We start from the raw sequence: 25,806 nt of genomic DNA, 5'->3' as shown, positions 1-25,806 counted from the left end.
TAGAAGCCCATCGGCTGCGAGTTGATGATGGCCGCGAGGAACTGCCCTGGGTAGTGGCGCTTGATCCAGCAGCTGACGTAGACGATCAGCGCGAAACTGGCCGCATGCGACTCCGGGAAGCCGTACTCGCTGAAGCCCTCGATCTGCTTGAAGATGTCTTCGGCGAACCTGGGTTCGTAGCCGCGCGCGGCCATGCCGTTCACGATCTTCTCGTAGTGCTTCTTCAGGCCACCCTTGCGCTTCCAGGCTGCCATGTCGCGGCGCAGTGCATCGGCCTCACCGCCGGTGTAGCCCGCAGCAATCATCGCGACCTGCATGACCTGCTCCTGGAAGAGCGGCACGCCTAACGTGCGACCTAGCGCAACCTCCAACGCCTTGCTCGGGTAGGTCACCGGCTCCTTGCCCTGCCGGCGCCGCAGGTAGGGATGGACCATGTTCCCCACGATGGGCCCAGGCCGCACGATGGCCACCTCAATCACCAGGTCGTAGAAACAGACCGGCTGCAGGCGGGGAAGCATGGAGCGCTGGGCCCGCGACTCGATCTGGAAGGTGCCGATGGTGTCGGCCTGGCAGATCATGTCGTAGGTGGCGGGGTCCTCCGGCGGGACGTCCTGCATCGAGAACGGGTAGCCCAGCGCGTCGCTGATGCCCGCCAGCGCCTTGCGGACCGCAGTCAGCATGCCCAGCGCCAGCACGTCGACCTTCAGCAGTCCCAGGACGTCGAGATCGTCCTTGTCCCACTGGATGATGGTGCGGTCCTCCATCGACGCGTTCTCGATAGGCACCAGGCGTGCCAGTGGCCCCTGCGTCAGCACGAAGCCGCCCGGGTGCTGCGACATGTGCCGCGGCATCGACAGGATCTGCCGCACCAGCGCGATGAGCTGCTGCGCGCCCAGGTCGTTGATGTCGAGCCCGACCTCGGACAACCGCGTCGTGTCCAGCTCTGCGCTGTCCCACCAGCCGTAGTTGCCGCTGAGCTTATCCAGCAGCGGCAGCTCGAAGCCCAGGGCCTTGCCGACGTCCTTCAGCGCCGACTTCACGCGGTAGCTGATGACGACGGCAGTCAGCGCGGCCCGCTCGCGGCCGTACTTCTTGTAGATGTGCTGGATGACCTCTTCGCGGCGCTCGTGCTCGAAGTCCACGTCGATGTCGGGCGGCTCGTTGCGCTCCTTGGAGATGAAGCGCTCGAACAGGACGTTCATCCGGGCGGGATCGACCTCGGTGATGCCGCAGGCGTAGCAAACGACGCTGTTGGCCGCTGAGCCGCGCCCCTGGCACAGGATCCCCTCACGGCGCGCGAACATCACGATGTCGGCGACCGTCAGGAAGTAGTGCTCGTACTTCAGGTCCTCGATCAGGGCCAGCTCGCGTTCGATCAGCTCGCTGATCGCCGCAGGGATGCCTTCGGGCCACCGCCGGCCCGCGCCCTCGTAGGTGATCTTCCGCAAGTAGCTACCGGCCGTCTCGCCCTCGGGAACCACTTCGGACGGGTACTGGTAGCCGATCTCATCCAGGCTGAAGTCGCATTGCTCAGCGACCCTGAGCGTCTGCTCCAGCATGTCCGCCGGAAACGTCCGCGCCAGCCGCCCGCGTGTGCGCAGGTGTCGCTCGGCGTTGATGTCCAGCGCACGACCGCACTCGGTAAGCGGCTTACCGATGCGCGTGGCCGTCATGACGTCCAGGAGCGCCCGCCGGCTGCGCTGATGCATGGTCACGTTGCCGACGGCGACCAGCGGGATCTCGGTCTCGGCACTGATCTCGCGCATGCGCAGCAGCCGGATTTCGTCGTCGGCACGGCGCAGCAGGTCCAGCCCAAACCAGACCCGCCCGGTGAAATGCGTGAGCAGCCAGCGTCCGAGCCGCATCAACGCCGGCGGCAGCGCATGGCGCGCCGGGCAGGCAATGACGACGCAGTCGTCCAGCGAGCCCAGCATCACGTCCTCGGGCGTCATCTCGTAGGTGCCCTTCTCGGAGCGGCGCCTCAACTTGGAGATGAGCTGGCAGAGATTGCCGTACCCATTCAGGTTGCAAGCCAACACCACCAGGGTGAACGGGAAGTCGCAGGTGACTGCGAACTGGCAGCCGACTAGCAACTTCAGTCCCTGGGCCTTGGCCTCCACGTGCGCGCGCACCACGCCGGCCATCGAGCACATGTCCGTGATCGCGATCGCCGAGTAGCCCAGCTGCTTGGCGCGCTCGACCAGCTCCTGAGGCCAGCTCGCTCCCTCAAGGAAGCTGAAATTGCTGATGCACCGAAGCTCGGCGTAGTCGGGAAGGTCCAGCACGGCTGCTCCATGCGCTCAGCCGAAGATGCCGTGCAGATACCAGGCGGGCGTGCCGTCATCCTGGCGGGTGCTGAAGATCCACAGCTTCCCTGCCGTCTTGGAGACAGCGACCCAGTAGTCGCGCTCGACGTGGCGCGACGTCCCCGGCACGCCGGCTTCACCCGGCACCCGGTCCCACCAACCGCCCTCGACGCGCTCGGGCCCGAGGATGGGATACAGCGTGCCCTGGTACTGGGGCCGCTCGTTGGAAACGGCCAGCCTCAGGGGTTCCGGCAGCAGGAAGGTCGGCGCCGGCAAAGGATCCACCTCCGAGGTCTTGCGCGCCCGGCGCTTGGCGAAGGCGTCCCAACGGGTCCGGCATTCAGGTCGGTGGTCGTCGACCTCAAGGGGCTGCACCACCAGAGCCTCGCCCAGTCGCGCGGCGATTTGTTCCAGCACCGGCGTCAGCGCTTCACCGGCGCTCATGGACTTGGGCAAGAGGGAGAGGCTTTCCTCGGTGACACGCTCGACACCCACCGCCTCCAGCTTCAGCTCGCCCACCGGCGCCAACAACTCGGTCTTGGCCAGGTGCTCCGACAGCAGCCGGGTGAAGTGGTTCAAGTTGCGGCCAGACGTCGACGAGCGAATGACCAGTTGCCCGCCGTCGCCGGCGTCTTTGGCGCGCATGGAGTCGTGGATCCAGGTGAACCGAAAGCCCTCAGCGCCAGCATGTCGCGCGGCCAACCAGCCGCACATTTGCATGAGCAGTGGCTTGGCATATTCCATCAGCGCCGTCGCCTGGTCTTCGCGGGCAGGCAACTCAAGCCGCGCGAGGAAGTCTTCGGGGATCTGCTGCCACTCGAAGACCTCGGGTCGCCGGCCGTAGGCCTGGTCCAGCGCCACCAGTAGCTGCTCGCTGAAGCGTCGGCCGGTGGCGTTGCGAGGCAGGACCCGAAGTTGGCCCAGCGTGTTGATGCCCGCGTGGGCGAGCGTGCCGGCGTGCTCGGCGGCCGCGGTGAGCGCGAGCAAGGGTTGCTGATCGAGCACCGGCGTCAGCGGCCTGCCATCGAGGCTCACGCCGCAGCGCGCCAGCACGAGCGCGCCCATCGCCGTGGGCGCCCAGCCAATGCCGATCACGCCCAGGGCTGGAGCCTCCTCAGCAATGCGCGCCTTCAGCGCGTCCTCACCCCGGAACAGCCGCAAGCTGCTCCAGACCTCCAGCGCTACCGCGCAGCCTTCGACCAGCGCCACCCTCGGTGTGAACTGAAGGCACCAGGTCGCAATGCCGCGCAGGGCCTCAGCCGTGGCTGGCGGCAGCGCGGGCAAGGACTTCTTCGGTGAGGCGGGCAGCAGCGGCGTGAGCGGGGTTGTGAGGACGACCCACAGCATGGCGTCGGGCCTCCTTGGTTCGGATGATGAGACTGGGCCGGCGCATGCGCGGCGTCAGCACGTGGTTCAAGCCACCTGGGATGGAGTCCAGCAGCAGTGGGGTTTCATGCGTAGGCCCGCGGCGCTTGATGATCTCGACCTTGAGCTGCCAGTCGATCAGCTGTGACGCGACCAGGCGCAGCGGGGCTGGGGATGCGTCGTATCGGGCGTCCAGCGGCCGGAAGACGAACACCGGCCCTTCGCAGCCTTGCGTGGCCACCTGCAAGCGGCGGAGCTGCCCCGGCAGGCAGTGCGGCAGCCAGGCCAGTACCGCTGCGGCAACGTTGGCCCGCAGCAGCAGCTCGGCCGACCACAGGCGGTCGGACGGCTTGTCGGCCTTGATCCAGACCAGGCAGTCCTCGGTCAGGCCGAGATGGCGCAGGCCGGGCAGGTACGGCGGCTTGGGTGGGCCGATGATGACCACGGACCGGCCGCCCTTGACCAGCGGCGCGAGGCTGGGCCCAACCATGCGCCATTCCAGCAGCGACGGCTGCGACTGCAGGATCTCGATCATGCTGCCGCAGGGCCAGCCGCCATCTGGCAACTCGGCGTCCAGCGCCGGGAACCCGGTGCCCACGAACTCCGCCCGACCTCGGCCCAACTCGGCAGCGCGCCAGACGCTATCAGCCAGCTCTGGCGGCAACTCAGAGCCGCTGGAGGCCGCGTTCTGCGCCGGCGACGCCAGGCCCCTGTCGGATGCCTCAGAGAGGCTTGGAGGGGCCTCCTCGTCCACGGGGGCCGCCATGGCCAGGACTGTCGTGCACGGCGGCCTCGCCGCCTCTATGGGCGGCAGGATCAGTTCAAGCTGCTTGGTGGGGCTGAACGTGGGGGACAGAATGACCTCCACTGGGTGCGCGGACATGGGGTTGAATCGGATACTGTTGTTTTATACAGTACACCATCCTGCCCAAAACCGTCCACCCGCAGATGCACGCCGCCGCCATTCCGATGATCGATGTCGCACCGCGCGTCCCGTTGGGCCCACCCGAGCGCTGCCCGTATTGCCACTCGGCGGTCGAGCTGGTGACGGGCGCGGAGATGTATCCGGAGCGGCCAGAGCTGGCCGACCGGCACATTTGGCGCTGCACCTGCTGCGACGCCTCTGTGGGCTGCCACAAGTCGGGCGCACGGATAGCTCTACCCGGCGGCGACGAAATCGAGAGCGACGGCACCTTGCCGATGGGCAGCCTTGCCAATGAGGAGCTGCGCGCGGCCCGCATCGAGACCCACCGCATGTTCGACGCGCTCTGGCAGCCGCCGGCGTGCATGAACCGCGTCGAGGCCTATGGCTGGATGGCGCGCCTGCTGAACATCCGCAATGAAGAGGCCCATGTGGCCAGCCTGACCTACGACGAGTGCGTCAAGGTGATGCTGGCCATCGAAGACCTGACGCGCGCGCCCAATGAGCCGCCGCCAGCACCGGGCGCGGCGCATTGGCTGATGCAGGCCGGCATCGAGTTCACCGTCGCACCTGACGGCCATCTGGTCGTGCGTGCCCACGACGAGGACATCGACTACTGGCCCGACCGGCAGACCTGGACCGTGCGCACCGGCCTGCTGGCCGATGAGAACGAGGGGCTGCACGAGCTCATCCTGTACTGCCGTCGGCCCAAGCGTGCGGCGCGGTCGACGCGACACTGAGCACCATGCAATCCAAGCGTTTTGATGAACGGTTCGTGCTTGAGGCCGAACTGCCCACGGTCGACTACACGGACAAGGTCGACGAGATCCGGTTGGCCACGCTGTCCCGGATACCGACCGGTGTCTCAGTGTGGCTGCGACCCATACCTGTCCAGCAGGTCCACCCCGGCCTGCGCGGCATGGGCAGCCGCCGCATCCGGCTCAATGTCATGGTCGCTGATCCTGAAGCCGCAGGTGCACCTGAGCGTGTGCGCTCGGCGATGCACATGGATGACGACGCCGAGCTGCCGTTTTGAACGCGATGGAAGAACTCAAACCTCTTGAGCAGTTGGGTGAACCCGACGAGCGCCATCAATTCTTCGTCGTCCGCGACACGCCGTCCAGCCCGTATCGAAAGATCGCTGCAGCCGATTTCCATCAGATGGCAGAGCATGCGAGCCTGCATGCCGACGTACCGGAAGAGGTGCGCTCGCACTTCGCGATGGCGCAGAACCTCTTGGCTCACTCTTGGTATTGCTATCCGTTCAACGTGGCCGCCCAACTGCACGCCTATATCTCGGTCGAGTTCGCGCTGCGCACGCGGCTCAAGGCGCCTGACTCGGCACAGTTCAAGAAGCTGCTCAAGGAGGCCATGGACCTCGGCCTCATCAGGTCAGACGGTTTCACCTACGGACGTGAGCCGGAGCAGCAGCCGTACCCGCCCAATACGACGGTGCCGGGAGCGCCTGTCGAAATCCGCGACTACGCCACAGACGTCGCCGATGCGATGCGGTCGCTGCGGAACGATCTGGCGCATGGCACCAACATGCTGAACATGAAGGGAGGCACTGTACTGCTGGTCTGCTCAGAGTTGATCAACCAGCTGTTTGTTGTGCCGCAGGCCTAGACCTAGGCCGAGATCATGGCCAGCGGATGCGCGATGCCATACTTTTTTGCGACGAACATCGCATCGGCGGAAATTGACTCCTTCAGGGCGTCGATGGCAGCGTCATCCCGTGGGGTGAGATTGATCCAGTTGTTGCTGAAACGGGGCTTGCTGTAGACGATGGCTGTGATCTGCCCGATGGTGTCCGAGACACGCCCCAGGAACGCTTTGATGTTGTCATCGAGAAACTGATCGCGAGCCTTGGACCTCGTCCTGCCGTTGACCGTGCCTTTGTTGATCAGCTCGCTGATTTCATTCAAGCCGCGAGTCATGTCGTCAACGTTGCCCTCGCAGGACATCTTGTGCCTCAAGGCGTTGCGACCGATGAATCCCAGCGCGATCTTCAGGCAGTCGACGTCCGTGTAGGGATGAATGGAAGCGTAGCTAACGTGCTGATGGATGGCGTCGGCCACGGCTTGTATGCGCGCTTCATCGTTCAGCGTGGTTAGCTGATCGATGAGGAATTGGGTACCGATGACCTCGCAATAGGCGGGAGCCTTGGCGCGCTTGGCGTGATTGCAGAACCCAAAGATGTACAACTTGGCGTACTGGTCCTTGAGCGATGCGCCTTTCGCATCTCTTTTTTCGAATGCCAGGATCGTCTTCTTTACTTTGGCGGCATCCGCATTCGACGTGACCTGCACAGCGATGCCGCCACCGCTGTTGTCCGCCGCATCGATCGCAGGGAAGTTCACCTTAATCTGGCTCTTGCTCTGAAGATTGGCAATTCCCGCAGCCTTGAAGACTGCGATGGTCAAGGCCTCTAGCAAGCGTGCCATGTTGTTAAACCCAATGTCTTTGCCAAGCGAGATGTAGCGCTGGAGGATCGCGATGTCTTGGTTGAGATTGTTGAGTTGCGCTTCGATCAAAATTGCCTCCCTGCTATTGTTATGAACGGTGCGGCCGGCCGTGTGGGCCTGTTATGCCGCTTCGAGATAGTGCTCGTAGAACGGACGCTCCCGGTCGTCGAGCAGAGCCTGCTGCGCGTCCAGGTCGTTGATGTCCGGGGCCAACCAGGCCATCAGGTTCTCGTGCCTTAGCGGGATTACGCAGCGATCATGGCCGGCGGCCTTCACCTCGGGAGGCGGGTCATCGGTGATGAACGCGACAGACAACAGGTCTTCCTCGGTCTCGTTCCTGGCGCGCCAGTGGGACCAAAGGCAGGCCACCATCATGGAGTGGCCGTAGTCGGGCTTGAACGAGATGATGGTGTCGGTCGCTTCTTCGCCCGGGCGCAGCTCACGGCCTTCGGCCTTGTGCAGGTCCACGTGCTCGTAGAACCAGTCGGTCATGATGACGCCATGGGTCTGGCCCCATTCGCCGCGCCAAAACTCGTTGAGGCTGCTCCGCCTGGCGTTGAAGGTGCCGGGGTACTCCTCGTCGTATTTGGGCGTCGCCCGGGCCGGTCGGCACCGGTAGCGCATCGGACGCACGACCAGCTCGCCGTCGAGCATCGTCATGACCGGCACGTACCAGCCCGGGAAGATTCGCGAATCAGACTCTTTTGGCTCGGTCCGGTTGATGTCGGCGATCTTGCCGAGGTTCCACTTGATCTTGTTGTTGGCGATGCGCACGTCCTCGTGGGCACCCTTGTTGGGCTTGTCTGGCTTGGTGTCGATCTTGCGTTGCGCATCGGCGAGCCGCTTGCGCTGATCGAACAGACTCTGCTCGTAAACCATCGCGTCGTTGCGCCGGCACTGCTGGATCAGCTCCCAGATCTCACGCTCTTCATCGGTCTGCGGATCCGCAAAGACCATCTCCATGCCCTTGGGCCACAGTAACTGCGCCCCTTGAGCCTTCCTAAAGAACAGGTCGCGGAACTCCTTGATACCGACACGGGCGCGGAACTCGCGCACGTATTTCCGATAGTCCGACCAAATCTGCGCTGAATAGCACATCCACGAGCCTCCAACTTGAACGCTGCGATGCTAAGGCTGCTCGGCGGCGGCGCCTCGCGTCTCCTGGTAGCGCATCATTTCAGAGTTTCATCCGCTGACCGCCGAGCCGGGGAGCGAGTAGAACTAGCGCTGGCAGGTCCCGGCCAGGTCGAACAAGACGCGCCAGTAACCAGCCCGACTGCGCGCACGAACAATCCAGCTCCGGCTGATGCGAGCTGGAAGGACGGGGGAGGCGACTTGTACGGGTGAAACTGTCACCGACCAAACCTCTTTCACGCGCGGCTCAGGGCAGCCGGTAACCTCCCGGTCTAAGCTCTGTGCCGTTCGTGGCGTGGGAGACATTCGTGATCGCTGTAGGCCAAGTCGTAGACGACAGGTTCGAAGTGAAAGGCGTCTGCAGTGCGGCCGGCGGCATGGGGGCGGTGCTGCATGTGCGCGACCGCCAAGACCCGGACGGCCCGCGCAAGGTTCTCAAGTTCTGCAAGGACACGTCGCCTGAGATGCTGACGCGCTTCCGGCGCGAGGTGCGCTTGATGTACGAGCTTCGCGGCAACCCGCATGTGATGACCATCCATCACTGCAACGTCGACCACTCGCCACCGTACTTCGTGATGGACTTCTACGAGCGCGGCGACCTGTTCAACATCACAGGCGAGATTCAGTCCAACTTCGAAGCCCAAGAGCGGGTCTTCATGGCAATGCTCGACTGCGTCGAGGCGCTCCACGAGCGCGATGTCTTCCACCGCGACATCAAGCCGCAGAACTTTTTGTTCGATGGAAGTCGCCTGGTCATTTCAGACCTGGGATTGAGTGCCGAGGTCGAGTCGATGACCCGCTTCACACGTAGTGCGGACGCGTGGGGAACGGCGGCCTACCTCCCACCGGAGTTCCACATGCCTGGTGGGTTCAAGAGCGCCGATGCCGCTAGCGACGTATTCATGGTGGGAAAGTCTTTCTATGCATTGCTGACGGGCGTTGAATTCCCCTTCTATATGCAGCAGGACCATCCCCAGGTACCGAAGCAACTGCGGCCGATCATCGAGCGCTGCTGTCGTCAGGAAAAGGGGCAGCGCTACAACGCCATTGCCGATCTGCGCGCCAGTCTGCGGCACGCGTATGACGCCATTCACGGTCGCGTCGACGGGCCACCTACTGCGGCCGGCCTGCTCACCATGATCACGAAGCGACTCGGCACGTCCGGCGACTTCTCCACCGAGCAGGTGCATCAGTTCATTGAGGAACTGCAGGGGCTGGACGAGGACAGCAACAAGGAGATCTGCTTCAACATCCCGCAGGATCTTTGTCAGTTCATCGCGCAGCAGCTACCTCCGGCGGATCATGTGGCTTTCCTCAAGGCCTACCGTGTGATGGTGGACACCGGTGACTACGGCTGGTCGTTCGCGGAGACCATCGCCGACAACATGGCGCGGTTTTTCTATTGCGCTGAGGTCAAGCCGGCTGAAAAGACGGAGGCCCTGCGCATTGCCATCATCGGCGCGCACAACATGCACCGATTCGCGGCGATGGAGACCTGCATGGCGATGGTGAAGGCGATCGACGACGACGAGCTGGCGCAGTACGTCCGCGACCTGATCGTCGAGTTCCAAGACCTGTTCATCGCGGACACCGACCCTAACGTCTGCCGGTCCATCGCCATCCGCAACGCCCTGGTTTCCGTTCGCCCGCCGCAACTGTGAAGGCCATAGACCTGGCCAGTTCTCCTATGTCATCAGCTGTTGCTGCCCGTGGCGCGTGAGCGCTTTGAGGATGGTGCGGGAGCATCGAGGGGCGCGGCCGAACAACAACGACCGTGCAGAATGGGTGCCATGCCCCCCGAGATCCTCGTCCCCATTCCCGAGCAGAACGTCGACCTCCGGTTGTACTTCGACGAGATGGTCGACAACGAAAGCTTCGCCAAAGCGCTGGACTACAGCGTTTCGGAGTTTGACGATCTTGCCCGCTTGGTGGACCTAGAAGTGATAGAGGTTCAGGCGACTGCCGCAGATGTCGTCGTCTGCTACCAGGTGTCATGGGAGGCGTTCCATCCCTGCGACGATCGAACTATTCGCGGCGAGCGCGTGCGCACCGTGAAAGGGAGCGTAGACGGCTCGTACTGGGCGTTTGTGAAGGCCCCGACTTCCGAGTGTCGGAGTACCCACAACGAATTCTGACCCGTACTGGATTCATAAGGGCGCTCTGGGAGCTTGAGCCACCCGGGTGTTCTATAGCCCCTGAAGTAGATCTTCAAAAGGGTTGGCTTCGAGATCGACAGGCTCAACTCGGTATGGATCCGCCACTGGCTGCCAAACCGTGGAGGCCGCTACCAGCACTGTATGCACGCGGCATCCAGCCGTCCTAAGCGCTCCAGCGCAAGCCCGCAGGTGTGCCCCCGTGGTTTTAACGTCATCTATCAGCACCACGTTCGAGTCTCGAACGACCGCCGCCGGGTTGACAACGAGCGCGCCTTCAATGGCAGCTTGATTTCGCCCACCTCCGGTATGAGAGGGCGGCATCGGCCGCACGAAACGCAGCCAAGGCCCAACCAGCGCCCATCCGTTGAAGCGAGCGGCAAGCGCATCGGCCATCGCGCGTGGTGCCGAGGCGTTTTCGAACTGCACGCACTGGGAGCAAGGAACAGGGACTAGGACGACAGGCAACGCAAAGGCGTTGGGGACCTGGTTTGCCCCCCACGCCACAAACGTCGCCAACGCGGCCTCGCGGCCGCCGGTGGCAATACGGCGCACGATGCCATCAGCCCCTCGCACATCCGCGTATCCGTTGATCCGCTCACCCTTCAAGGCTTTTACAACCCTATTTACGCCGTAGTCATCCTGCCGCCAGGCGTAGTCTTGCCGGGAATATGACGCATATGCGCCGAAAGAATGGACGACAAGGGTCATGAGGGATACACCGCACTCATGATGTCCTCTGTTCGTTCTAGTTGTCTGCACTTCTCATAGCCAAGAAACCGGCTAGGCCATTCGATGGTCGGATCGGCGACTACGCTTTTTGCTATGAAGAGCCACCGTCCCAATCGGACGCATTCTGCGGCTTGGTGCAGCGTGCCTGACGTGTCGGAAGCTTCTATCACTACCGTAGCGTCGCTGAGCAGTGCCATAAGGCGATTTCGCGCGGGGAAGTTTGATGGAAAAACTCGTGCGCCAAACTCAAACTGTGATATGAGGAGGTGTTCTTGATAGATTTCTTCCTGGAGCCTCTTGTTCTTGGCGGGATATGCCTTGTCCAAGGGCGTCCCAATCACGCCAATCGTTTTCCCACCGTGCTGAATAGTTGAGGACATGGCCTCGGTGTCCACACCTTCAGCCAATCCTGACACGATCACCACCCCGCAAGCAACGAGTTCTCGCGAGAGTCGCTTGGCCCGCGCCGCACCATCATCGGAAACCTTCCTCGTGCCGATGACTGATACACATGGCCGCGCTACAAGCGAAGCATCGCCGGCCGCAAATACACGCACATCCCCGTCCGCGGTACGGCGAGCTGGCTTCAGCAATTCCAGCTGAGTCTTGGTAGGGATGCCTCGGCGGGAGGCAGCTAAGAGCTTCCGGACGGAAATCTCTTCCCAAACACTGGGTGGAAGGTAGCTGCCTTTCATCGGCCAAAACTCTCCAGTTGGAGTCGGTGAGCGGCACCAATCCTAGAACGGCTCGTCCGACGGATCGGTGGAGACGGAGGAATGGTCGCCTCCAAATTTAATATCTTGGGTGGACGGAATTATCCCGTGATGGGAAAGGCAAATGTGAATGGGCTCTACGGTAAGAACCGCAAGGTAGCCGAGCTCTACGGCCTTCGAAGAGTCGACTAAGGACTCAGTGACCAGCCCTAAGGCCCACCCGTCGCCCGTCAAGCAAGGTCCGCCGCTAAAGCCTCCGCGCGCCATCGCAGAAATAACAAAATGCGGATGACCTCCAGTATATTTGTCGACGACTGCCGAGACTTCCGCGCGGCTGGCAACTAAAACTGGTGATCGAGCAAAGGGGATAGGCGGAAACCCCAAAATCACAACTTCGTTCAATAAAAATTGGTCATCGACGATCCAGTCGTCAAGATGGCCGCCAAGCTGAATGATCGGGCACTCAAGTCCTTGTATCAATATTGCGGCGACATCCACGCTTGGGTCGGGGTGAAAAAACGGACCGCCAATCAATTTTCCGATTTTGGGTTGACGGCCGAAAGTATTCGCGACTTCCAATATTCGGCAGCCATCTACCACATGTCTAGCGGTAATAAATACGCCATCCCCCACATGGAACGCCGACCCGACTGACTGATCGCCATTCGGCAGTTCCACGGCCACATAGACAACTGCGGCCGCGAACTTATCAACTAGCTCTTGGGCTGAGAGCTTGGACATCTCAACGGCGGCTACGCAACGACGCCCATTGTGATGCTGAGGTCTGCGATGCGCCGACGTACGGCCGCGAGGGAATCCTCATAATCATCCCTGGATCGGATCGCCATAGCTCCTCGTTTGTTCACGAGCAACATGGGCAGCTGACTTTGAGTGACTACACGGCTAGGTGAGTCGGGTACAACTGCGAGCAGCAGTCTCCTATTCCTCAAGCAGAACTCTGCCTGTGTCGACGACCCACTACGCTCTTCGCCTTCTACGATGATTGAAGCGGCCGATAGCCCGACCTGAATTCGATTTCTAAGCACGAAGTATTCAGCCTTGGGCGTCGCCCCGAAGGGGTGCTCAGAAATCCACGCGCCGCCATTCTCGAGTATTCGATCTGCTAAGTGCGAATTTGCTCTTGGAGTCGCTTTATCGAGTCCATGGGCGAGTACGGCTACCGTGGGCGATGCTGACAGCAGCGCCCCTTCATGGGCAGCCGCATCAATGCCCATGGCTAGCCCGCTGACCACGGTGAGTCCAGCATTTCCAAAAAATGTGGCCAGCCTGCTAGCAATCGTCAAACCATGGCCGGTAGCTTTCCGAGTTCCCACAATCGCAATGCCTGGAGGCCGATGCAGGACTTCCAATGCTCCACGAATGAAGATCACTGGCGGAGCGTCGACGATTCCTCGAAGAGCAGCAGGGTATCGATCAGACGATATAGGTATCGCCTGGACGCCAGACGCCAACCCTCGTTCGATAGCGTTGGTGGTTGCCGCTAGCGAGCCAGCGACGGCTGGACGAATGACGCCTGCGATAGCCAACAGGCTCTCGACCTGATCATCTGCGTTCGTGCCGCGAAGCTTCAAGAAGGCGTCCCGAAGCGCCGAGTCGGACAGATGCCCGGCCTTCCCCAACGCTAGGCCCAGCGCCGAGAGCTCTGCGTCGCGGGCGATCTCAGTCATGGACCGTCTTTCCCAGGGCGATTGCCTCGACCGATGTAGCGTAGTAGTAGTCCGAACCAAGCGCGCGGACCTTGTCTGCCGCAGCTATGAGGGAGTTGCCCGTGGTGCTGACGTCGTCAAGGATTACGACAACACGAGGCGCAGTTGGCGCAGCCCTGAACTCCATGGAACCGCGGTGGACGGCTAGGCTCCGATTCCCCCCTGCACTGAGCTTGGGGATGCTCTTAGTACGCCGTAGCGAGCCCTTCCTGTAGCGGACCTGCTTCATCCTGCGAGCGACCTCAGTGGCAATCGCGTCCAACCCGGCACCTACAGCGTTCGCCATGCATGACGGCACGACCACCAACTCAAGCGGGCGGTCCAAGTCCAACTCGCTGATGTGGTCTTCAATCCAATCAGCGAAGTGCAAGACGTTGCGACGATGTTGGGGGTGCCCCGCATTCTTGACGCTCAAGATTCGTCCGCTGTGGTTCTGGTCGAAGGCTTCGTTCCGTATCTGAAGGTCCCGGTCGATCCAATACTTGTGGTAGTCACCGAGGGCGGTAAACGGCAATGGCCGATCACCACCCACGAGATTGGTTCTGGTCACGCGACGCCTCCCGACGGCCCATTTTGGCGTCGAGTCTATGCCACGGATGTCAGCAGTCCTGCTCGCTGCAGGCCCTTGTTGGGAGGATCGGGACGCCTGCCGGCTTCTAGGGCGAAAACTGGCAGCATCAGGCCAGATTCGTTGCCCGAACCGGCTCGCCGGGAAGGGGGTGCATATTCCGACGCGACCTGAGCACCAGGTCCAGCGTCTTCTGAGCACCGAATCCGGCGCCTGATGAGCACCTTGTCCGGAGGAGTCGTGCGGGGCAGCGTGTCCGGCAACTTGACCACTCGGTCCAGCGCTGAGTGCAGAGATGCTGCCCGCTTCAGGCTGTGAGTGGAAGGTCGCCAATGGCTGCTTTTTGGACTCCACAGTCAGTGCGCCGCGGGCGGCTTCCCCAATGGCGCGTCTTGGCAGTGCGCCCCGGTGAAATGCTGGCTCACTTCCCTGACTTCCGTGATCGAGCAGTCTTAGTGGTCGCTATGCTGCCCTTGCCTTTTTTCGCCGCTGCCGTCGCTGCACGAGGCTCTTTGGACAGCCGGGGCGTCAGATCAAGTACCCGAGCCATGACACGTGCTTCGCCTCCAAGTCGTTGCTGCGCGAGCTGCGCCGCCTCGGTCAGCATGTCTTGGAGCTGATGCCGGTCCATGGGCTCGCCAGTGTCAGGGTGGTGCCAAATCTTTTCTGGGTTCGACACGGTGACCAACAAGCAGCCTGTCTTCGCGTTATGGGCTGCCATGTACTTCTTGACTAGCTGCGTCTCGATGGTGTCCCGCAGTTCCCTCCCGGTCCTCGGTTTCTCACCAATCTTCAGCTCGATCGATGCCTGATACCGCGACAGCGCGCGGAACCGGATGTCTGTCTCCTTGCCATCGACCGTGACACCTTCCTGATCCACGGTATAGGCCCCCTTGGACATCATGTCGAGTTCGCGGGCAATGGCGGGACGGAGCGTGTTCTCGTCGGTCACCTTGGCCCAGGCAGCCTTGGGACTTGCGTCTATTCCCATCAAGTCCTGCAGGTCGTCCAGCCTGTCACTAAGCAGGTGCGCCATGTCGGTGGTGGTCGTCGGCGCAAGTTCATTGCCAGCGACGAGTCTTGCGAGCTCATCCATTGAGATCACGCTGGCATCTGTTTCTTCCGCCAGGCGCTCATGCGCCAGCGCTGCGATGCGGTCCTTCGCGTGGGCAAACAATGGGTCGGTGGACAGTGCCAGCTTCGCCTGATATGCGTGCGGACCCGTTGCCTGGATCAGCGCGTCAAACACCAGCCGTCGCCCGGTCTCGGCGTTGTCTCGGGGACCGGGCGAATAGGCATCCTCATGCCGTTCATCGGCTGCAGGTACGACGTGCCGGTTGATCTCTTGGTTCAGGCGCAGAAGCGTCTCCGGCGCCAGCGCCGCGCTCCACCTCGGCCCGCCTTCTACGCGCCGCTCGCTGAACAGGCTGCCGATAGCAGTCACGGCAACACCCCTGCGTTCGACCGGCAGGACGCTGATCGCACGGAGGAGCAGGTCCGCACCCCGCGGTGGATTGAGCCGCATCAGCACGGGTAGCCAAAAGAACAAGAACGGCCCATGCTTGGCCGCAATGACCTCGCGCGTAGCCAACTCCATCAGCCAACACTTCGTCTCCGAGGTGCCATGCACCAGCAGCACGCGCACGACTTGATCCAGTTTTGCTTCCGCCACCGGGGTGTGACGGGCATGCATCAGCTTTCTGCCAGGACCGCGGAGCCACAGGACCAATCGGCGCTCCAACACCCGGGCTATCTCAATGCGGCCGTATCGCAGGCTCTGCAACAGCATCGAGTGCCAGCGGCCGTCGCCGCCCTTTCCCTTGAGCTCAATTTCGATTTCGCCGCCAAGCACTTGCTCGACGACCTGATGGTGGGCATCTGCCAGCGCCGCAAGCCAATCGGGCAGGCCGTTCAGCTCCACAAGCGCGTACCTCACGGCTAGATCGGCCTCCGCAGCGCTTACAGAGCGCGTCCAACGGGGATCCTCTGCTTCGGCGTACAGCCCCATCAGCCCATACGTCCAGACCACCAGGTAGGTGTTCTTCTCCTTGCGCTCGGAAGGGAGCGTGGGCTTCATGCCCCGCCAGTACACCATCAGGCTTCTGCGCACGGCTTCGGCGACAGGCCCCGTGAAGGACTCCTCGAGGAACCCGCGATCCCAGCGCACCCTGTCGTGGCCGCGCGATCGCTTGCTTAACACCGTCGACAGGTTCCAGAGCGTGCCCTTGACGCGGCCGGGTGCGAGCGCCAGCGCAGGCCGTTCGGCGAGCTCCTTCCAGAATGCGGTCCACTCTGCCCGGAAGCCGGCCTGCTTGAGTGCATGGCGTTCTGAACGCTTGCGCTCTTGCTCTTGCGCTTCAAGCACTTGGCGCGTCGGCACATTTGCCTTGATAAGTGCTTCCAACTCCGCCGTGAGCGCCGGCGAGTCCTTCACTGCTTCGCGCATCGGCTCCATTTCCGCCGGCACGTCGGTTCGCGCCAGGTAGGCCATCATCCGCAGCAGCAGCGTCCGCCGCGCCTTGTCAGCGGCAGTATTGGCCAGGTCGCGCAGCACCCAGGGGCCGTCCTTCTCCATGCTGTACTGCAACGGCCCCTGAAACATCAGGCGAGGAAGCACCGCCTGGGCTGATCGGCGCGGCTCAAGGCGGGCGACGCATACTGAGTCAGCTTCGAAAACGGCACGGCGCTCCTGTGCCGGCAACTCGCCGATCAACTCCGCCAGCCTGCGCTTGCGGTCGTTGTCCAGCGACGAATAGCCGGCAGCTCTGAAGCTGAGCACCGCAGCCTCGATCAGGTCGGGCGCTCGGCTTCCGTCCTGCAGGAGGCGCACGCTCAGGCCGCGCAAAATGTAGGACGCTTGCAGCCGCCCCTTGCGGTCGTTGAGGCTGTCTTCATCCTTGTCGACGACGACCGAGCTGCGCGTCAACGCAAGCACCCCGGGCAACAAGGATTCCAGCCTCTCGCGGCTGACCGAGACGCGCTCCAGCATGGCCGCCATGCCGCTCGGAAAAAAGTCGTCCCGTCTCGACGCGCGAGGGATGGCGGTCAGCAGCCGGACGAGCTGTTCGTCCGTCACGTTCTTGGGGTAGAAGTTCTGAGCCACCCATCGGCCAATGCGATGACCCCAGCCTGGCTGGGATGACGCCAAATCTTCGATCAGCGCATCGATGCGGTAGTCATCCAGCTCAACCAGCGCGTCCAAGGCCTCAAACCGCTCCCGGTCCTCGCCAGCCTTGTCGCCGGCGACGGCGACCGCCAGATCGGCACACGGCTTGTATCGACCAACCGCGATCAGCTGCAACAGGATTTGGCGGACCTCGGGGTTCTCGATCCCAGCAGACCAAGCGTCCAGGATGACTTGATGCAGCGGTTGACGGGCCAGTCGTTCCAGCTGAAGGCTTGGCACCTCCAGGCCTCGCCATTGCCCGGCGCCGTGGCGTTGGATGTACGCGCGCAGTGCTTGGGCGCACTGATCCTCGCTGAGCGACTCGGGATCACCGTAGAGCAGTAGCGTGCTCGGTTCGACCTTCAACACCGTGTCAAAGAACTCCGGACGCATCTTGGCGAGCCAGGCGGCCACGGGGCGCATGGAGGGCTTCGGCAGCAGTACCTGGGTATCAGAGAGGCTGAACAGCATCCGCTTCGCTGCCGAAACAGCAATCGAGCCGGAGCCGACCATGTGATCGATTTCTGTGGCGGCCAGGAACTCAAGCACCGACCGGTGATGAAAGCGGACCCGTCCATACCCGCCCTCCGCGAAGATCGGTCGCTGCAGCAGCGTCTGGATCTCGCTGGACGTGAAGTCTGAGAGCAGGTCGTCCGGCACCAGCGGCGCGTCGCCCGAGCCTTCAACATCAGCGCCGGCGCTGTGCCGAATGGTGAGGCGACGGCTAAGTATGGCCGCGAGCGCCAGTCTCTGAGCGCCGGTGCGCGCCCGGTCCAGCGTGAGCTCTGCCGGCTCCTTGCGCTTAGGACGCGCGCGCAACCTCGCCTTAATGTGACTCTTTAGCTGTTCGTAGTGCGAGCGGATCTTGCCGTGGTCGCGCCAGCTGTCGCACAGCTCGATTAAGTCCTGTGGCCGGCGCGCGAAGTCCTCGGCATGCCGCGAGCGGATCTCCTCCAGCAGCTTTTCAGGGTTCTTGACGCCTTGGCCTCGGGCGAACTCGACGATTTCCTCATCTGAGAACGCCAGCAGCGTCACTTCTCGGAAAGGCGGGGATCGATCCTTGTCGTCTTTGGTCGGCCCTTCCAGCGCGGTCCGGACGAACGTGTCGCCGTGCCCTTTGTCGATCGCGACCTTGGGCACCGGCAGCACGTCCGCGAACGCTCGCCGGTCAATGTCCACAGGGCGCGAGGTCACGATGACCGTTGCCCGCCCTAGCGCCCCTTCCAGGTCTTCGTGCACGCGTTTGAGCGCATTGCGGAAATCCCCGTGCACCAGTTGCAGCTCGTCGATGGAGTCGAAGAAGAAGTAGCCGATCTGGGACGAAGACGCCCGCCAGTCGTCGAATCGCTTTTTGAACTGCTCGCCGTTGAGCGACGATCGAATACCGCTGGCGGCCACCGTTTCAAGTCGCAGGAAGAAAGCCGCCTCACCGCGCTCGAAGAGGTCGTCGGCTCGTGACTCGCATTCATGCGTCTTGCCCGCCCCCGCCTCGGCGACCAGCAGGACGCGCTGGGATTCCAGCAGCGTCGACCATCCGATGGTTTTGCCGAGGTAAGCGTTTCCGCGGCTATCGATGGACGCTTCAGACGCGGCGTCGCTGGCGTTCACGCCAAATCTTCGGTTCATAACCTCAGTTTAAGGAGCATGCCCCTACCGGCTCGCTGCGCCCGCTGCGATGGCCGCGGCTTGGCTAGGCCACCGTTCCGTCAAGCAACTCGTTGCGGAGTCCTTGCCCGAGAAAAGCCGCAGACCGCGCTGGCTTTCTGAAGACCAGCTTTGGGGCAACAAATTGAGTCGGCGTCGTGCCTACTCTCGCCACAGAGCCGACTCACCGCTCCGTTCACCTACTGGTTGCCCGTGCTCATAGTGACTGGATTGAGTGCTCACCGCGCTGGCCTGCATGTTGACAACCACTGGAATACGCAGGGGGCGCCGGGGTGTCGTCGGCCAGCACCCTCCCAGCCAAATTGTTTGGGGTACTGGGCGTGCGCGGGCCTGCCGTCGAGGTATCGCTTGTGGGAGGGCAGGTTCGAAGTGTCGAGCCCATGCGCGCGCAGCAGCCGTCTGGACTCGCCGCCGGCCAAGTCACTAGGCTTGTCGCAGCCATGCAGGCTTAGGTGATTGCTGGTGATGACGACGCAAGTACTCAAGGGCAGTGTCGGAGCGGTGCACGGGCGAGGGCGACGCCCGTGACAGTGATGCGCCATAGGCCCGCCGCGCCAGCTCGACTACCTCTTCTTCCAAGAGAGTACGCCGGTCAGCTCGTCTAACCCGTTGTCCTCTTGGACGCGCTGTCCAAATCGGTCTACTTCCATCCTCGGCGCGTCTTCCTCTTCAAACCAAAGCAGCGACAAGGTGGTGTCCGAGCCGTCGTGATGACGGCTGAGCTCGATCAGGTCCAGGCCTGTGGGCCAGTTCTCGAACCATTCGTCCTGTGCAACGTCCCCATCCTGGAACTCGCTGGTTTTGGCTTGCCGCAGGCGCGCCGCCAATGACCTTGCCGGGATTGGCGTCTTCAACGTGATTCGCGCGCCTAGCTTGCGCAGCGGTGTCGACATCGCCGCATACCGCACAAGACCGCCCTGCATGTTGACGAAGGCGCAGGGAGCGTTCGTCAGACGGGCGAAGCGGGAACCGGTTGCAGGGAACGATGTCTTAAAGGCGTCCATCAAGGACAGCATGGTCATTAGCGATGGCTCGGAGTCACGGCAGACGGCCGAGAACTGATCGTGCGGCATCAGCAGCTCGGCCGCAAAGACATCGCACAGCACCTCTGTCATGTCGCGCTTGACGTGACCCCAGGGTGGAACGTGCTGGTGGCTGGAGTCCAGCCCCAGCACCTTGTGGCCCAGCTCGTGGCAGATGGTGAAGCGCTGTCTTTCGAGCGATTCAGTGGAGTTGACCGTGATAACCAGCCTGCCCTTGATTTCGGCAACCGTGCCCGACTCGCCTGGGCCAAGCTCTTCCTCGCGCACTCGGGCGTTGGCCTTGGTCAGATAGGGCTCGAGGCTTTCGCGGATGTTCGACAGGTCCAAGCCCTGCATGAACGCACGTGCTTTCCTGACGACATCCTGTTCATCCACGTCGCTACTCCTCGTCGTACATGCGCTTGACCTTGGCCAGGAGCGCCTCAGGGGTGGGTCTGGCGTCACCGCGAAAGCTCATGCCGGCGGCGGTGACGAAGTGATCGAACTCCACGTCAGGCGTATCAAGTGTGTACGTCACCAGGTCCGGGGAGGTATTCGGCCTGTCGGCAAGCCACCTGAGGATCGAGGCGTCGCGCTCCGGGGCCTTAAGTGCCCGCAGCAACTTGGTCAAGGTCTCCGGTGTGGGGTTGACCTTCTCGCCCGTCTCCAGGCGGTAGATGTAGGCGTTATCGACTTCGCTGAGCTCACCGAGCTCGCGCTGGGAAAAAGTTCGCCGCTCGCGCAGCTTCTTCAAGGCCACGCCTAGGCCAGTTACGGGCATACGAAATCTCCTGGGAAGCAGATTGAGGCACCCGACCTGGGCGCCCTGCTGCAAATCGACGATTGGATGACGGAATCCGACCTCCCTTGACACCGGGATCGGATCGGAGCAAAGTGTTGTCTGCGTGGACAACGGACGCAGTCTCCATGAGAGTTACCGGTCACGCGAGGGAAATGGGTCGTGTATTGCTTGGACAGACAACGGAATCTGCCACGCCGCCGGTCCTTTTGCAACCGTGTCTTCTTGAGGTATTTCCATGAACTCTGTCGAACTTTTTCTCCATGGTGCCGGCCGGCCGGTGGTCATCCAAGCGCAGGAGAACGACGTCCTCCACGACGTCCTCGCCAAGCACGATGCACTGCCCCGAGACGGCGAATTCGTCTACCTCGGCGAGGTGCGCCACGCCAAGGACGACCCTGACCCCAAGCATGAAGAGCAGGCCCCCGCCGACCTTGCCCTGACGCTCATGGCTCTGGGCCTACCTATCAAGCGCCATATCCACACCCGCGCCCCTCGGGTCATCTCGGTCACCGTGGAGTTCAATGACGAGTCGCCGCAACGCGTTTTCGGCCCCAACACCACCGTCGAGTCCGTTCTGGTCTGGGCAAAGCACCGTCTCCATATTGACCCGGTGGCAGGCGCGGAGCTGGTTTTGGAGTTGGTGCCGGGTGGTGAAGTGCCGCGGATGGACGCCTATCTGAGCGACCTGGCTCATGGCCGCGCCGAGTTGACCTTCAAGCTGGTCAAGGAAGTCAATCCGCAGGGGGCGGTGTGAGTTCCAACGCCCAACGTCTCCTGGAAGCGGACCTGGCTGGCGCGGCCTTCCGCGCCGGCCTGCTGCGCGGGGACTGGGCGCTCAGCGGCATCCCGGCACACCTCGCCTGGCCGTACTTGTTCACCGAAGTTGCTGCTGCCCCGAGGCCTAACGGCCCCGAGCACTGGCTCGTGCGCTGGGACGCTACCAACTACGGCAGCGGGCCAATCACTGGCGGCTTCTGGGACGCCGAGACCAACACCTTCCTCGTGAAGGAAAAGTGGCCGAAAGCGCGCCCAGGGTCGGTGGTGGCCTCAGTTTTCAAGACCGAGGGTTGGGCGGCGCCCGGGCAGGGCTTCTATCACCCGTGGGACCGCAGAGCGCTCGCGGGCCACACCTGGGCTGACCAAGTTTGGGCGTGGAAGCCCGAAGTGACCATCGCGGAATACAACGGCCAGTTTCACCGCTGGCTGACGTCGGAGGACTACCTTGGCCAGTAAGCAAATCCAGATCCCCTTGTTGACCTGGCGTCGACTCGTCGGCGACCTGATGGCGCGCGGCTCGGGCACGCGCGAAACGGGCGCATTCCTTATGGGAAAGAAGGGCGATGAAGGCCGCGCGGTGGTTGACTACCTCTGCTATGACGACCTAGACCGGCGCGCGCTGGCTCATGGCATCGTCGAGTTCCACCGTGGGGGCTTCTCTAAGCTGTGGGACGTGTGCAAGGACCGCAGCCTGAAAGTGCTGGCGGACGTCCACACTCACCCGACCCGCGACGTGCGGCAGAGCTTCACCGACAAGGCCAACCCGATGCTGCCGGTCCGTGGCCATGTGGCACTCATCCTGCCCAAGTACGGAGCGACGTCGAGGTGGTCCTTAGCGCCGGCCGGCATCTACCGCTTCGCCGGTGCCGGGCAGTGGGACACCTTTCACGCCGACGCCGCTGACTGCCCGGTGAAGCTTTCGCTCTGGTGACACCATGACCAAGCAACTGCCCATCGACCTCTCGCGCATTGACAAGTTGCTGCTGGATCGCGACGCGATGGCGCCGCAGCAGTCGCGGGCTCTTCGCGAGGCCAGCGTACCCACCGTCGCGGTGGGCGACGACTGCGCGGTTTCTGAGGCCTTGCAGGTGGCGCTGCTGACGGCCGTCAACCTGGCGCACAAGTCGTTCAGCGCGCTGGTGCCTGTGCAGGCGTCAGACGGTGTCTGGGGTGCGGCCTGCATGACGGCGTTGAGCGCCAAGTCGACCCTGGGCGAAGCCCTGCGGGAGATTGGCGCAGTTCGGGAGGTGGCAGGTCACGGGCAGGCGTTGAGGCTGCTGATCGGGGATGTGCAAGCGGAGGCGCGCGCCTTGCGCGTCACGTTCGACGGCTGGCGCGTGGGCGTGGGGCCGGCTGTCTCGATGGCTCGTTTGGAAGAGCGGCCGTACTGCATGCTCGCCCCGTTGGCCGCAGCGGCCGTTGCGGTCGGCGAGTCCTTCTCGGCATGGGCGAACATCAGCGTCGAGGCCACACGCAAGAACATTGCCTTCTCGCTGTGGCGGCCCGACCTGGACTTCGAGCTCGAGGAAGCCCTGGGGGAGCCAGTTGCTGAGTTCCCGAGGAAGGTTGAGTTTTTCGGGCTTGGCCACCTTGGGCAGGCCTACGTTTGGGCAATGGTGGCCCTGCCCTTCGAGGACAAGAGCGCGCTCATGCCCTACCTGTGTGATGACGACGCCGTGGAGCCGCCCAACTTGGAGACCGGAGCCTTGCTGCGCAACGAAGACTTGCCTGGCCGTAAAACGCGCGTTGTCGCAGAGTGGCTGCGGCAGCGCGGGTTCGATAGTCGGTTGGTCGAGCGATTCATCGACGAGGGATACCGCAGGTGCTCGAGCGAGCCGACGGTCGCACTGTCCGGCTTCGACAACAACGAGGCGCGGCAATGGCTCGCGCGCGCAGGTTTCACGGCAGTCTTCGATTCCGGCCTCGGTGGTGAAGCCACCAACTTCGATTCCATCGCTGTACGCGCATGGCCCCACTCCCAGAGCGCTGACTCGCTCTGGCCGCTGGAAAACCAGGCTCAGCGTGAGGAGCGCGCGGCGCGGCAGAAGCGGAGGACAAGCAGCAACCCGGCCTATGGGGACATCGTGGCCGACGAGTGCGGCAAGCTGCTGGTGGCAGACAAGGCGGTGGCCGTTCCCTTCGTTGGCGCTGTCGCCGCGACCTTGGTGCTCGCTGAAGTCCTTCGCCGCACAAACGGTGGGCCAGTCTTTTCGGATTGCAGGCTTAGGGTCTGCTCGATGAGCACTGACCCTTTGGTGGCACGGCTGGGCGACTTGAAAGCTGCCCCGATTCGCGGCCTCGAGACGGTGAAGCTTCGCTGCTAGATCAGCGGAAATCTGTCTACTTGCTATGGGCTGCCCATTCCTGCGGCAGGACGTCAGTAGCAGCACTGGCCCTGGCTCGCAGCTCGCCTCGCACGCTTTATCCACAACGTTGCCCACAGATTTTGTGGATAAGGGCTGGCCATGGTGTCAGGCCTTGGCGCCCTTGAGGTGGCGCTCGACTTCTTCGGCGCGATCACCGACCCTGCCCACTGCTTGACGCAGCTCCTCTTGGGTCACACCGAACTTCTCGGCCCAGTCCCGGACCTCGTAGTCCTCATTGAGGTTGATGCGCTTGCGGTCCTGACCGCCGGACTTCGATTTGCCGTCTGACATGATTGGCTCCTTGCTAGTCGGCGTGGACCACAGTAGAACCATCGAACCGGCATCGATGTCGGACAACGGCGCGTAGGTCACGGCGCGTTGACTGACCTGAGCCCGCGGTCCACCGAATCTGGCCGTTCCCCTCAACGCTCGGTGACCGCCGTCGAGGCGTATCCCATCCCGCTGGCCCATATCGGGCAGAGCAGCCGCAGCAGTGACGGCGAGATCCGCGCGTCACCTCGCGCATCAGCCAGCGTCTCGTGCATGGCTTGGGCGATGCGGTCTAGAACGACGTAGGGCAGCGCGACGCCGCAGATATCCGTGCCGAACCTCAGCAGCTCTTCAACCGTTGGATAGGCCCTTGTGTGATGCCGTCCCGAAAGGAGCTTGAGTGCCATGGTTCGGTCCGTTTGCTCGGCATCGCCCGCGAACCTGGCGTAGGTGTAGGCCGCGGTGGTGGCGACGTCGAAAAGCGGCGATAGTCGGATCGGGCCGACGGCCGGCACCAGCACGCCGAAGTTCTTCAGGTGGGCGTCCCCGTTTCGGACCATGACGCTGAATGCCACCTGTTCAAAGAAGCGACGCATGCCATCGGCAGCCAGGCCCAGCCGCTGCAGCAACTCAGCGATGTGCCGGTAGCTGCCCTGGTACTTGCGCGCGCCAAGAACATCGCGCACCCGCAGGTTCATGAGCGCTGCGATGTCCTCAAACCCTAGCCGGCTGACGCTGCCGCCGTCTTGCCAGACCAGATCGAAGCGATCGACCACCAGTATCTGCCCGTCGTGCGACAAGTTGAAGCCAGGCGTCTCGATACCTGCCCGCCTCGCCGCAGACAGGCACAGAAACTCGTTGGCCACCAGGCCTGGATAGGCGATCGGGGCCACCTTGACGATCACCGTCGGAAACGGCGCCCCGGCGCGATCCGCCAGCATGATCTTGGGCTGCACACCAGCGATGCCCGAACCGGTGTGCCAATGAGCTTCGACCAACTCATCGAACAGCGACTGCGAGAAGCGCATAGATAGGAGCGCTCCGCGGTCCACTGGCAACGGACTGGCCAGCATCTGCCCGTTGGCGGCGCTGTAGCCAAGCCGGCCGATTCCGTTTGCACCAATCATCGCCAGCAGGTGCATGGGGTCAAGCCGCTTGCGCGGCAGCGCAGCGCTCAGGCGCAGGAGCAGGTCGCCCTCGGGGAGGTGCTGATCCATCCCCGCGAAGAGCGCGCCGTCGCGCCACGTCAGGCGTTCGCTGGGCGGCATGCTGAGCGCCACGCCGGGCTGTTCGACGTCATGAGCGAGGTAGTTGAACTCGTAGATCGACGACTTGCGAAGGCGGCCCGCTTTGGTGCCATTGATCATCACGGCCAGCTCAGAGAGGGTGTCTGGCGCGCCTGCCATCAATGTGTTTCAGCCAGGTTGGACGGTGAGGATAGGAACATGGCCGTGGCATGCAAACCAAGTCGGTTCGGCAAGAAATAGAGGTCAGAGAATTTTTCGGCCCAGCCGGCGATATGCAGATTCTTGATATGGCTGCTACGAGGCTTAGGAGACGAGACCGACACCGGCGTGCCCCTTGCCGACTTAGGTCGCCTTGCCCTACAGTGACGGCACGGCCTCAACCACGGGGCCTGCCTGCCCGACTGGC

24 protein-coding genes are annotated in these 25,806 nt (G+C 62.9%); 9 read left to right on the top strand and 15 right to left on the bottom strand.

Annotated elements, in window-relative coordinates; genetic code table 11:
• The 3 genes from J2X20_RS29040 to imuA all read right to left on the bottom strand — a co-directional run.
• A partial coding sequence (locus tag J2X20_RS29040) for an error-prone DNA polymerase (RefSeq protein WP_310273195.1) occupies positions 1-2,282 on the bottom strand: 2,282 nt, incomplete at its 3' end.
• 18 nt (positions 2,283-2,300) lie between these two features.
• Entirely contained in the window at positions 2,301-3,653 is a 1,353-nt protein-coding gene (locus tag J2X20_RS29035) for a Y-family DNA polymerase (protein ID WP_310273193.1), read from the bottom strand.
• Positions 3,562-4,554 carry a translesion DNA synthesis-associated protein ImuA gene (gene imuA / locus J2X20_RS29030; protein WP_310273191.1) on the bottom strand — a complete coding sequence of 331 codons (993 nt, stop codon included), beginning with the start codon at positions 4,552-4,554 and terminating at the stop codon, positions 3,562-3,564. The genes J2X20_RS29035 and imuA overlap by 92 nt, the downstream gene beginning before the upstream one ends.
• Positions 4,555-4,619: 65 nt before the next feature.
• Here imuA and J2X20_RS29025 point away from each other — a divergent pair, with 65 nt between their 5' ends.
• Genes J2X20_RS29025 through J2X20_RS29015 form a run of 3 tightly spaced genes read left to right on the top strand, consistent with a single transcriptional unit; the run spans position 4,620 to position 6,219 of the window.
• Entirely contained in the window at positions 4,620-5,333 is a 714-nt protein-coding gene (locus J2X20_RS29025; protein ID WP_310273189.1) for a zinc-finger-containing protein, read from the top strand.
• Between the two features lie 5 nt (positions 5,334-5,338).
• Positions 5,339-5,629: a hypothetical protein gene (locus J2X20_RS29020; RefSeq protein WP_310273187.1), complete on the top strand. Its 291-nt coding sequence runs from the start codon at positions 5,339-5,341 to the stop codon at positions 5,627-5,629.
• Positions 5,630-5,634: 5 nt separating this feature from the next.
• Positions 5,635-6,219: a hypothetical protein gene (locus J2X20_RS29015; protein WP_310273185.1), complete on the top strand. Its 585-nt coding sequence runs from the start codon at positions 5,635-5,637 to the stop codon at positions 6,217-6,219.
• 2 nt (positions 6,220-6,221) lie between these two features.
• On the opposite strand, the gene J2X20_RS29010 is transcribed toward J2X20_RS29015, so the two are convergent.
• Both J2X20_RS29010 and J2X20_RS29005 read right to left on the bottom strand, forming a co-directional pair.
• On the bottom strand, positions 6,222-7,127 hold the full coding sequence (locus tag J2X20_RS29010) for an SMEK domain-containing protein (protein WP_310273183.1): 906 nt from the start codon (positions 7,125-7,127) through the stop codon (positions 6,222-6,224).
• A gap of 51 nt (positions 7,128-7,178) precedes the next feature.
• Positions 7,179-8,156 carry an SOS response-associated peptidase family protein gene (locus J2X20_RS29005; protein ID WP_310273181.1) on the bottom strand — a complete coding sequence of 326 codons (978 nt, stop codon included), beginning with the start codon at positions 8,154-8,156 and terminating at the stop codon, positions 7,179-7,181.
• A 344-nt stretch (positions 8,157-8,500) separates the two neighbouring features.
• Between J2X20_RS29005 and J2X20_RS29000 the strand changes: the two genes are divergently transcribed.
• Positions 8,501-9,853 (top strand): serine/threonine-protein kinase, encoded by a 1,353-nt coding sequence (locus J2X20_RS29000; RefSeq protein ID WP_310273179.1) that lies wholly within the window; start codon positions 8,501-8,503, stop codon positions 9,851-9,853.
• A 129-nt stretch (positions 9,854-9,982) separates the two neighbouring features.
• Positions 9,983-10,327, top strand: a complete 345-nt coding sequence (locus J2X20_RS28995; RefSeq protein WP_310273177.1) for a hypothetical protein — start codon at positions 9,983-9,985, stop codon at positions 10,325-10,327.
• A gap of 51 nt (positions 10,328-10,378) precedes the next feature.
• On the opposite strand, the gene J2X20_RS28990 is transcribed toward J2X20_RS28995, so the two are convergent.
• From J2X20_RS28990 to J2X20_RS28955, 8 genes are all read right to left on the bottom strand, one after another.
• A complete protein-coding gene (locus J2X20_RS28990; RefSeq protein ID WP_310273175.1) occupies positions 10,379-11,056 on the bottom strand; it encodes a ComF family protein in 678 nt (225 codons plus the stop codon).
• Complete coding sequence (locus tag J2X20_RS28985; RefSeq protein WP_310273173.1) at positions 11,053-11,772, bottom strand: DNA-processing protein DprA; 720 nt, start codon at positions 11,770-11,772, stop codon at positions 11,053-11,055. Before J2X20_RS28985 ends, J2X20_RS28990 begins: the two co-directional genes overlap by 4 nt.
• Before the next feature lie 42 nt (positions 11,773-11,814).
• The gene (locus J2X20_RS28980) at positions 11,815-12,531 is read right to left on the bottom strand and encodes a S1 family peptidase (RefSeq protein WP_310273171.1); all 717 of its coding nucleotides are present in this window, start codon (positions 12,529-12,531) and stop codon (positions 11,815-11,817) included.
• Positions 12,532-12,542: 11 nt separating this feature from the next.
• Entirely contained in the window at positions 12,543-13,478 is a 936-nt protein-coding gene (locus J2X20_RS28975) for a DNA-processing protein DprA (RefSeq protein WP_310273169.1), read from the bottom strand.
• Positions 13,471-14,067, bottom strand: a complete 597-nt coding sequence (locus J2X20_RS28970) for a ComF family protein (protein ID WP_310273167.1) — start codon at positions 14,065-14,067, stop codon at positions 13,471-13,473. Before J2X20_RS28970 ends, J2X20_RS28975 begins: the two co-directional genes overlap by 8 nt.
• Positions 14,068-14,506: 439 nt before the next feature.
• On the bottom strand, positions 14,507-18,859 hold the full coding sequence (locus J2X20_RS28965; RefSeq protein WP_310273166.1) for a hypothetical protein: 4,353 nt from the start codon (positions 18,857-18,859) through the stop codon (positions 14,507-14,509).
• 620 nt (positions 18,860-19,479) lie between these two features.
• Positions 19,480-20,334, bottom strand: coding sequence for an ImmA/IrrE family metallo-endopeptidase (locus J2X20_RS28960; protein ID WP_310273164.1), 855 nt, complete (start codon positions 20,332-20,334; stop codon positions 19,480-19,482).
• A gap of 4 nt (positions 20,335-20,338) precedes the next feature.
• On the bottom strand, positions 20,339-20,698 hold the full coding sequence (locus tag J2X20_RS28955; RefSeq protein WP_310273162.1) for a helix-turn-helix domain-containing protein: 360 nt from the start codon (positions 20,696-20,698) through the stop codon (positions 20,339-20,341).
• Positions 20,699-20,975: 277 nt separating this feature from the next.
• On the opposite strand from J2X20_RS28955, the gene J2X20_RS28950 reads away from it, so the two are divergent.
• From J2X20_RS28950 to J2X20_RS28935, 4 genes are read left to right on the top strand one after another with little or no spacing between them, the layout of a single operon-like run.
• Positions 20,976-21,494 carry a hypothetical protein gene (locus J2X20_RS28950; protein WP_310273160.1) on the top strand — a complete coding sequence of 173 codons (519 nt, stop codon included), beginning with the start codon at positions 20,976-20,978 and terminating at the stop codon, positions 21,492-21,494.
• Positions 21,491-21,973: a DUF7665 family protein gene (locus J2X20_RS28945; RefSeq protein ID WP_310273159.1), complete on the top strand. Its 483-nt coding sequence runs from the start codon at positions 21,491-21,493 to the stop codon at positions 21,971-21,973. Before J2X20_RS28950 ends, J2X20_RS28945 begins: the two co-directional genes overlap by 4 nt.
• Positions 21,963-22,448 (top strand): hypothetical protein, encoded by a 486-nt coding sequence (locus J2X20_RS28940; protein WP_310273157.1) that lies wholly within the window; start codon positions 21,963-21,965, stop codon positions 22,446-22,448. Before J2X20_RS28945 ends, J2X20_RS28940 begins: the two co-directional genes overlap by 11 nt.
• A gap of 4 nt (positions 22,449-22,452) precedes the next feature.
• Entirely contained in the window at positions 22,453-23,841 is a 1,389-nt protein-coding gene (locus tag J2X20_RS28935; RefSeq protein ID WP_310273155.1) for a hypothetical protein, read from the top strand.
• Positions 23,842-23,988: 147 nt separating this feature from the next.
• On the opposite strand, the gene J2X20_RS28930 is transcribed toward J2X20_RS28935, so the two are convergent.
• Positions 23,989-24,174: a DUF3606 domain-containing protein gene (locus J2X20_RS28930; protein WP_310273153.1), complete on the bottom strand. Its 186-nt coding sequence runs from the start codon at positions 24,172-24,174 to the stop codon at positions 23,989-23,991.
• A gap of 131 nt (positions 24,175-24,305) precedes the next feature.
• Positions 24,306-25,520, bottom strand: a complete 1,215-nt coding sequence (locus J2X20_RS28925) for a type II toxin-antitoxin system HipA family toxin (protein ID WP_310273151.1) — start codon at positions 25,518-25,520, stop codon at positions 24,306-24,308.
• Between the last annotated feature and the right edge of the window lie 286 nt (positions 25,521-25,806).

Origin of the sequence: Roseateles saccharophilus, assembly GCF_031458095.1 — a bacterium.
GTDB classification, from domain to species: domain Bacteria; phylum Pseudomonadota; class Gammaproteobacteria; order Burkholderiales; family Burkholderiaceae_C; genus Pelomonas; species Pelomonas saccharophila_A.
Note: the sequence above shows the minus strand (reverse complement) of the source record. Positions and strands in the feature narration are given on the sequence as shown.

Bases quoted from the DNA above. Each gene is read 5' to 3' on its own strand.
- J2X20_RS29035 (WP_310273193.1), bottom strand. From the start codon at position 3,653: ATGCTGTGGGTCGTCCTCACAACCCCGCTCACGCCGCTGCTGCCCGCC.
- imuA (WP_310273191.1), bottom strand. From the start codon at position 4,554: ATGTCCGCGCACCCAGTGGAGGTCATTCTGTCCCCCACGTTCAGCCCC.
- J2X20_RS29025 (WP_310273189.1), top strand. From the start codon at position 4,620: ATGCACGCCGCCGCCATTCCGATGATCGATGTCGCACCGCGCGTCCCG.
- J2X20_RS29020 (WP_310273187.1), top strand. From the start codon at position 5,339: ATGCAATCCAAGCGTTTTGATGAACGGTTCGTGCTTGAGGCCGAACTG.
- J2X20_RS29015 (WP_310273185.1), top strand. From the start codon at position 5,635: ATGGAAGAACTCAAACCTCTTGAGCAGTTGGGTGAACCCGACGAGCGC.
- J2X20_RS29005 (WP_310273181.1), bottom strand. From the start codon at position 8,156: ATGTGCTATTCAGCGCAGATTTGGTCGGACTATCGGAAATACGTGCGC.
- J2X20_RS28995 (WP_310273177.1), top strand. From the start codon at position 9,983: ATGCCCCCCGAGATCCTCGTCCCCATTCCCGAGCAGAACGTCGACCTC.
- J2X20_RS28990 (WP_310273175.1), bottom strand. From the start codon at position 11,056: ATGACCCTTGTCGTCCATTCTTTCGGCGCATATGCGTCATATTCCCGG.
- J2X20_RS28985 (WP_310273173.1), bottom strand. From the start codon at position 11,772: ATGAAAGGCAGCTACCTTCCACCCAGTGTTTGGGAAGAGATTTCCGTC.
- J2X20_RS28980 (WP_310273171.1), bottom strand. From the start codon at position 12,531: ATGTCCAAGCTCTCAGCCCAAGAGCTAGTTGATAAGTTCGCGGCCGCA.
- J2X20_RS28975 (WP_310273169.1), bottom strand. From the start codon at position 13,478: ATGACTGAGATCGCCCGCGACGCAGAGCTCTCGGCGCTGGGCCTAGCG.
- J2X20_RS28950 (WP_310273160.1), top strand. From the start codon at position 20,976: ATGAACTCTGTCGAACTTTTTCTCCATGGTGCCGGCCGGCCGGTGGTC.
- J2X20_RS28935 (WP_310273155.1), top strand. From the start codon at position 22,453: ATGACCAAGCAACTGCCCATCGACCTCTCGCGCATTGACAAGTTGCTG.
- J2X20_RS28930 (WP_310273153.1), bottom strand. From the start codon at position 24,174: ATGTCAGACGGCAAATCGAAGTCCGGCGGTCAGGACCGCAAGCGCATC.
- J2X20_RS28925 (WP_310273151.1), bottom strand. From the start codon at position 25,520: ATGATCAATGGCACCAAAGCGGGCCGCCTTCGCAAGTCGTCGATCTAC.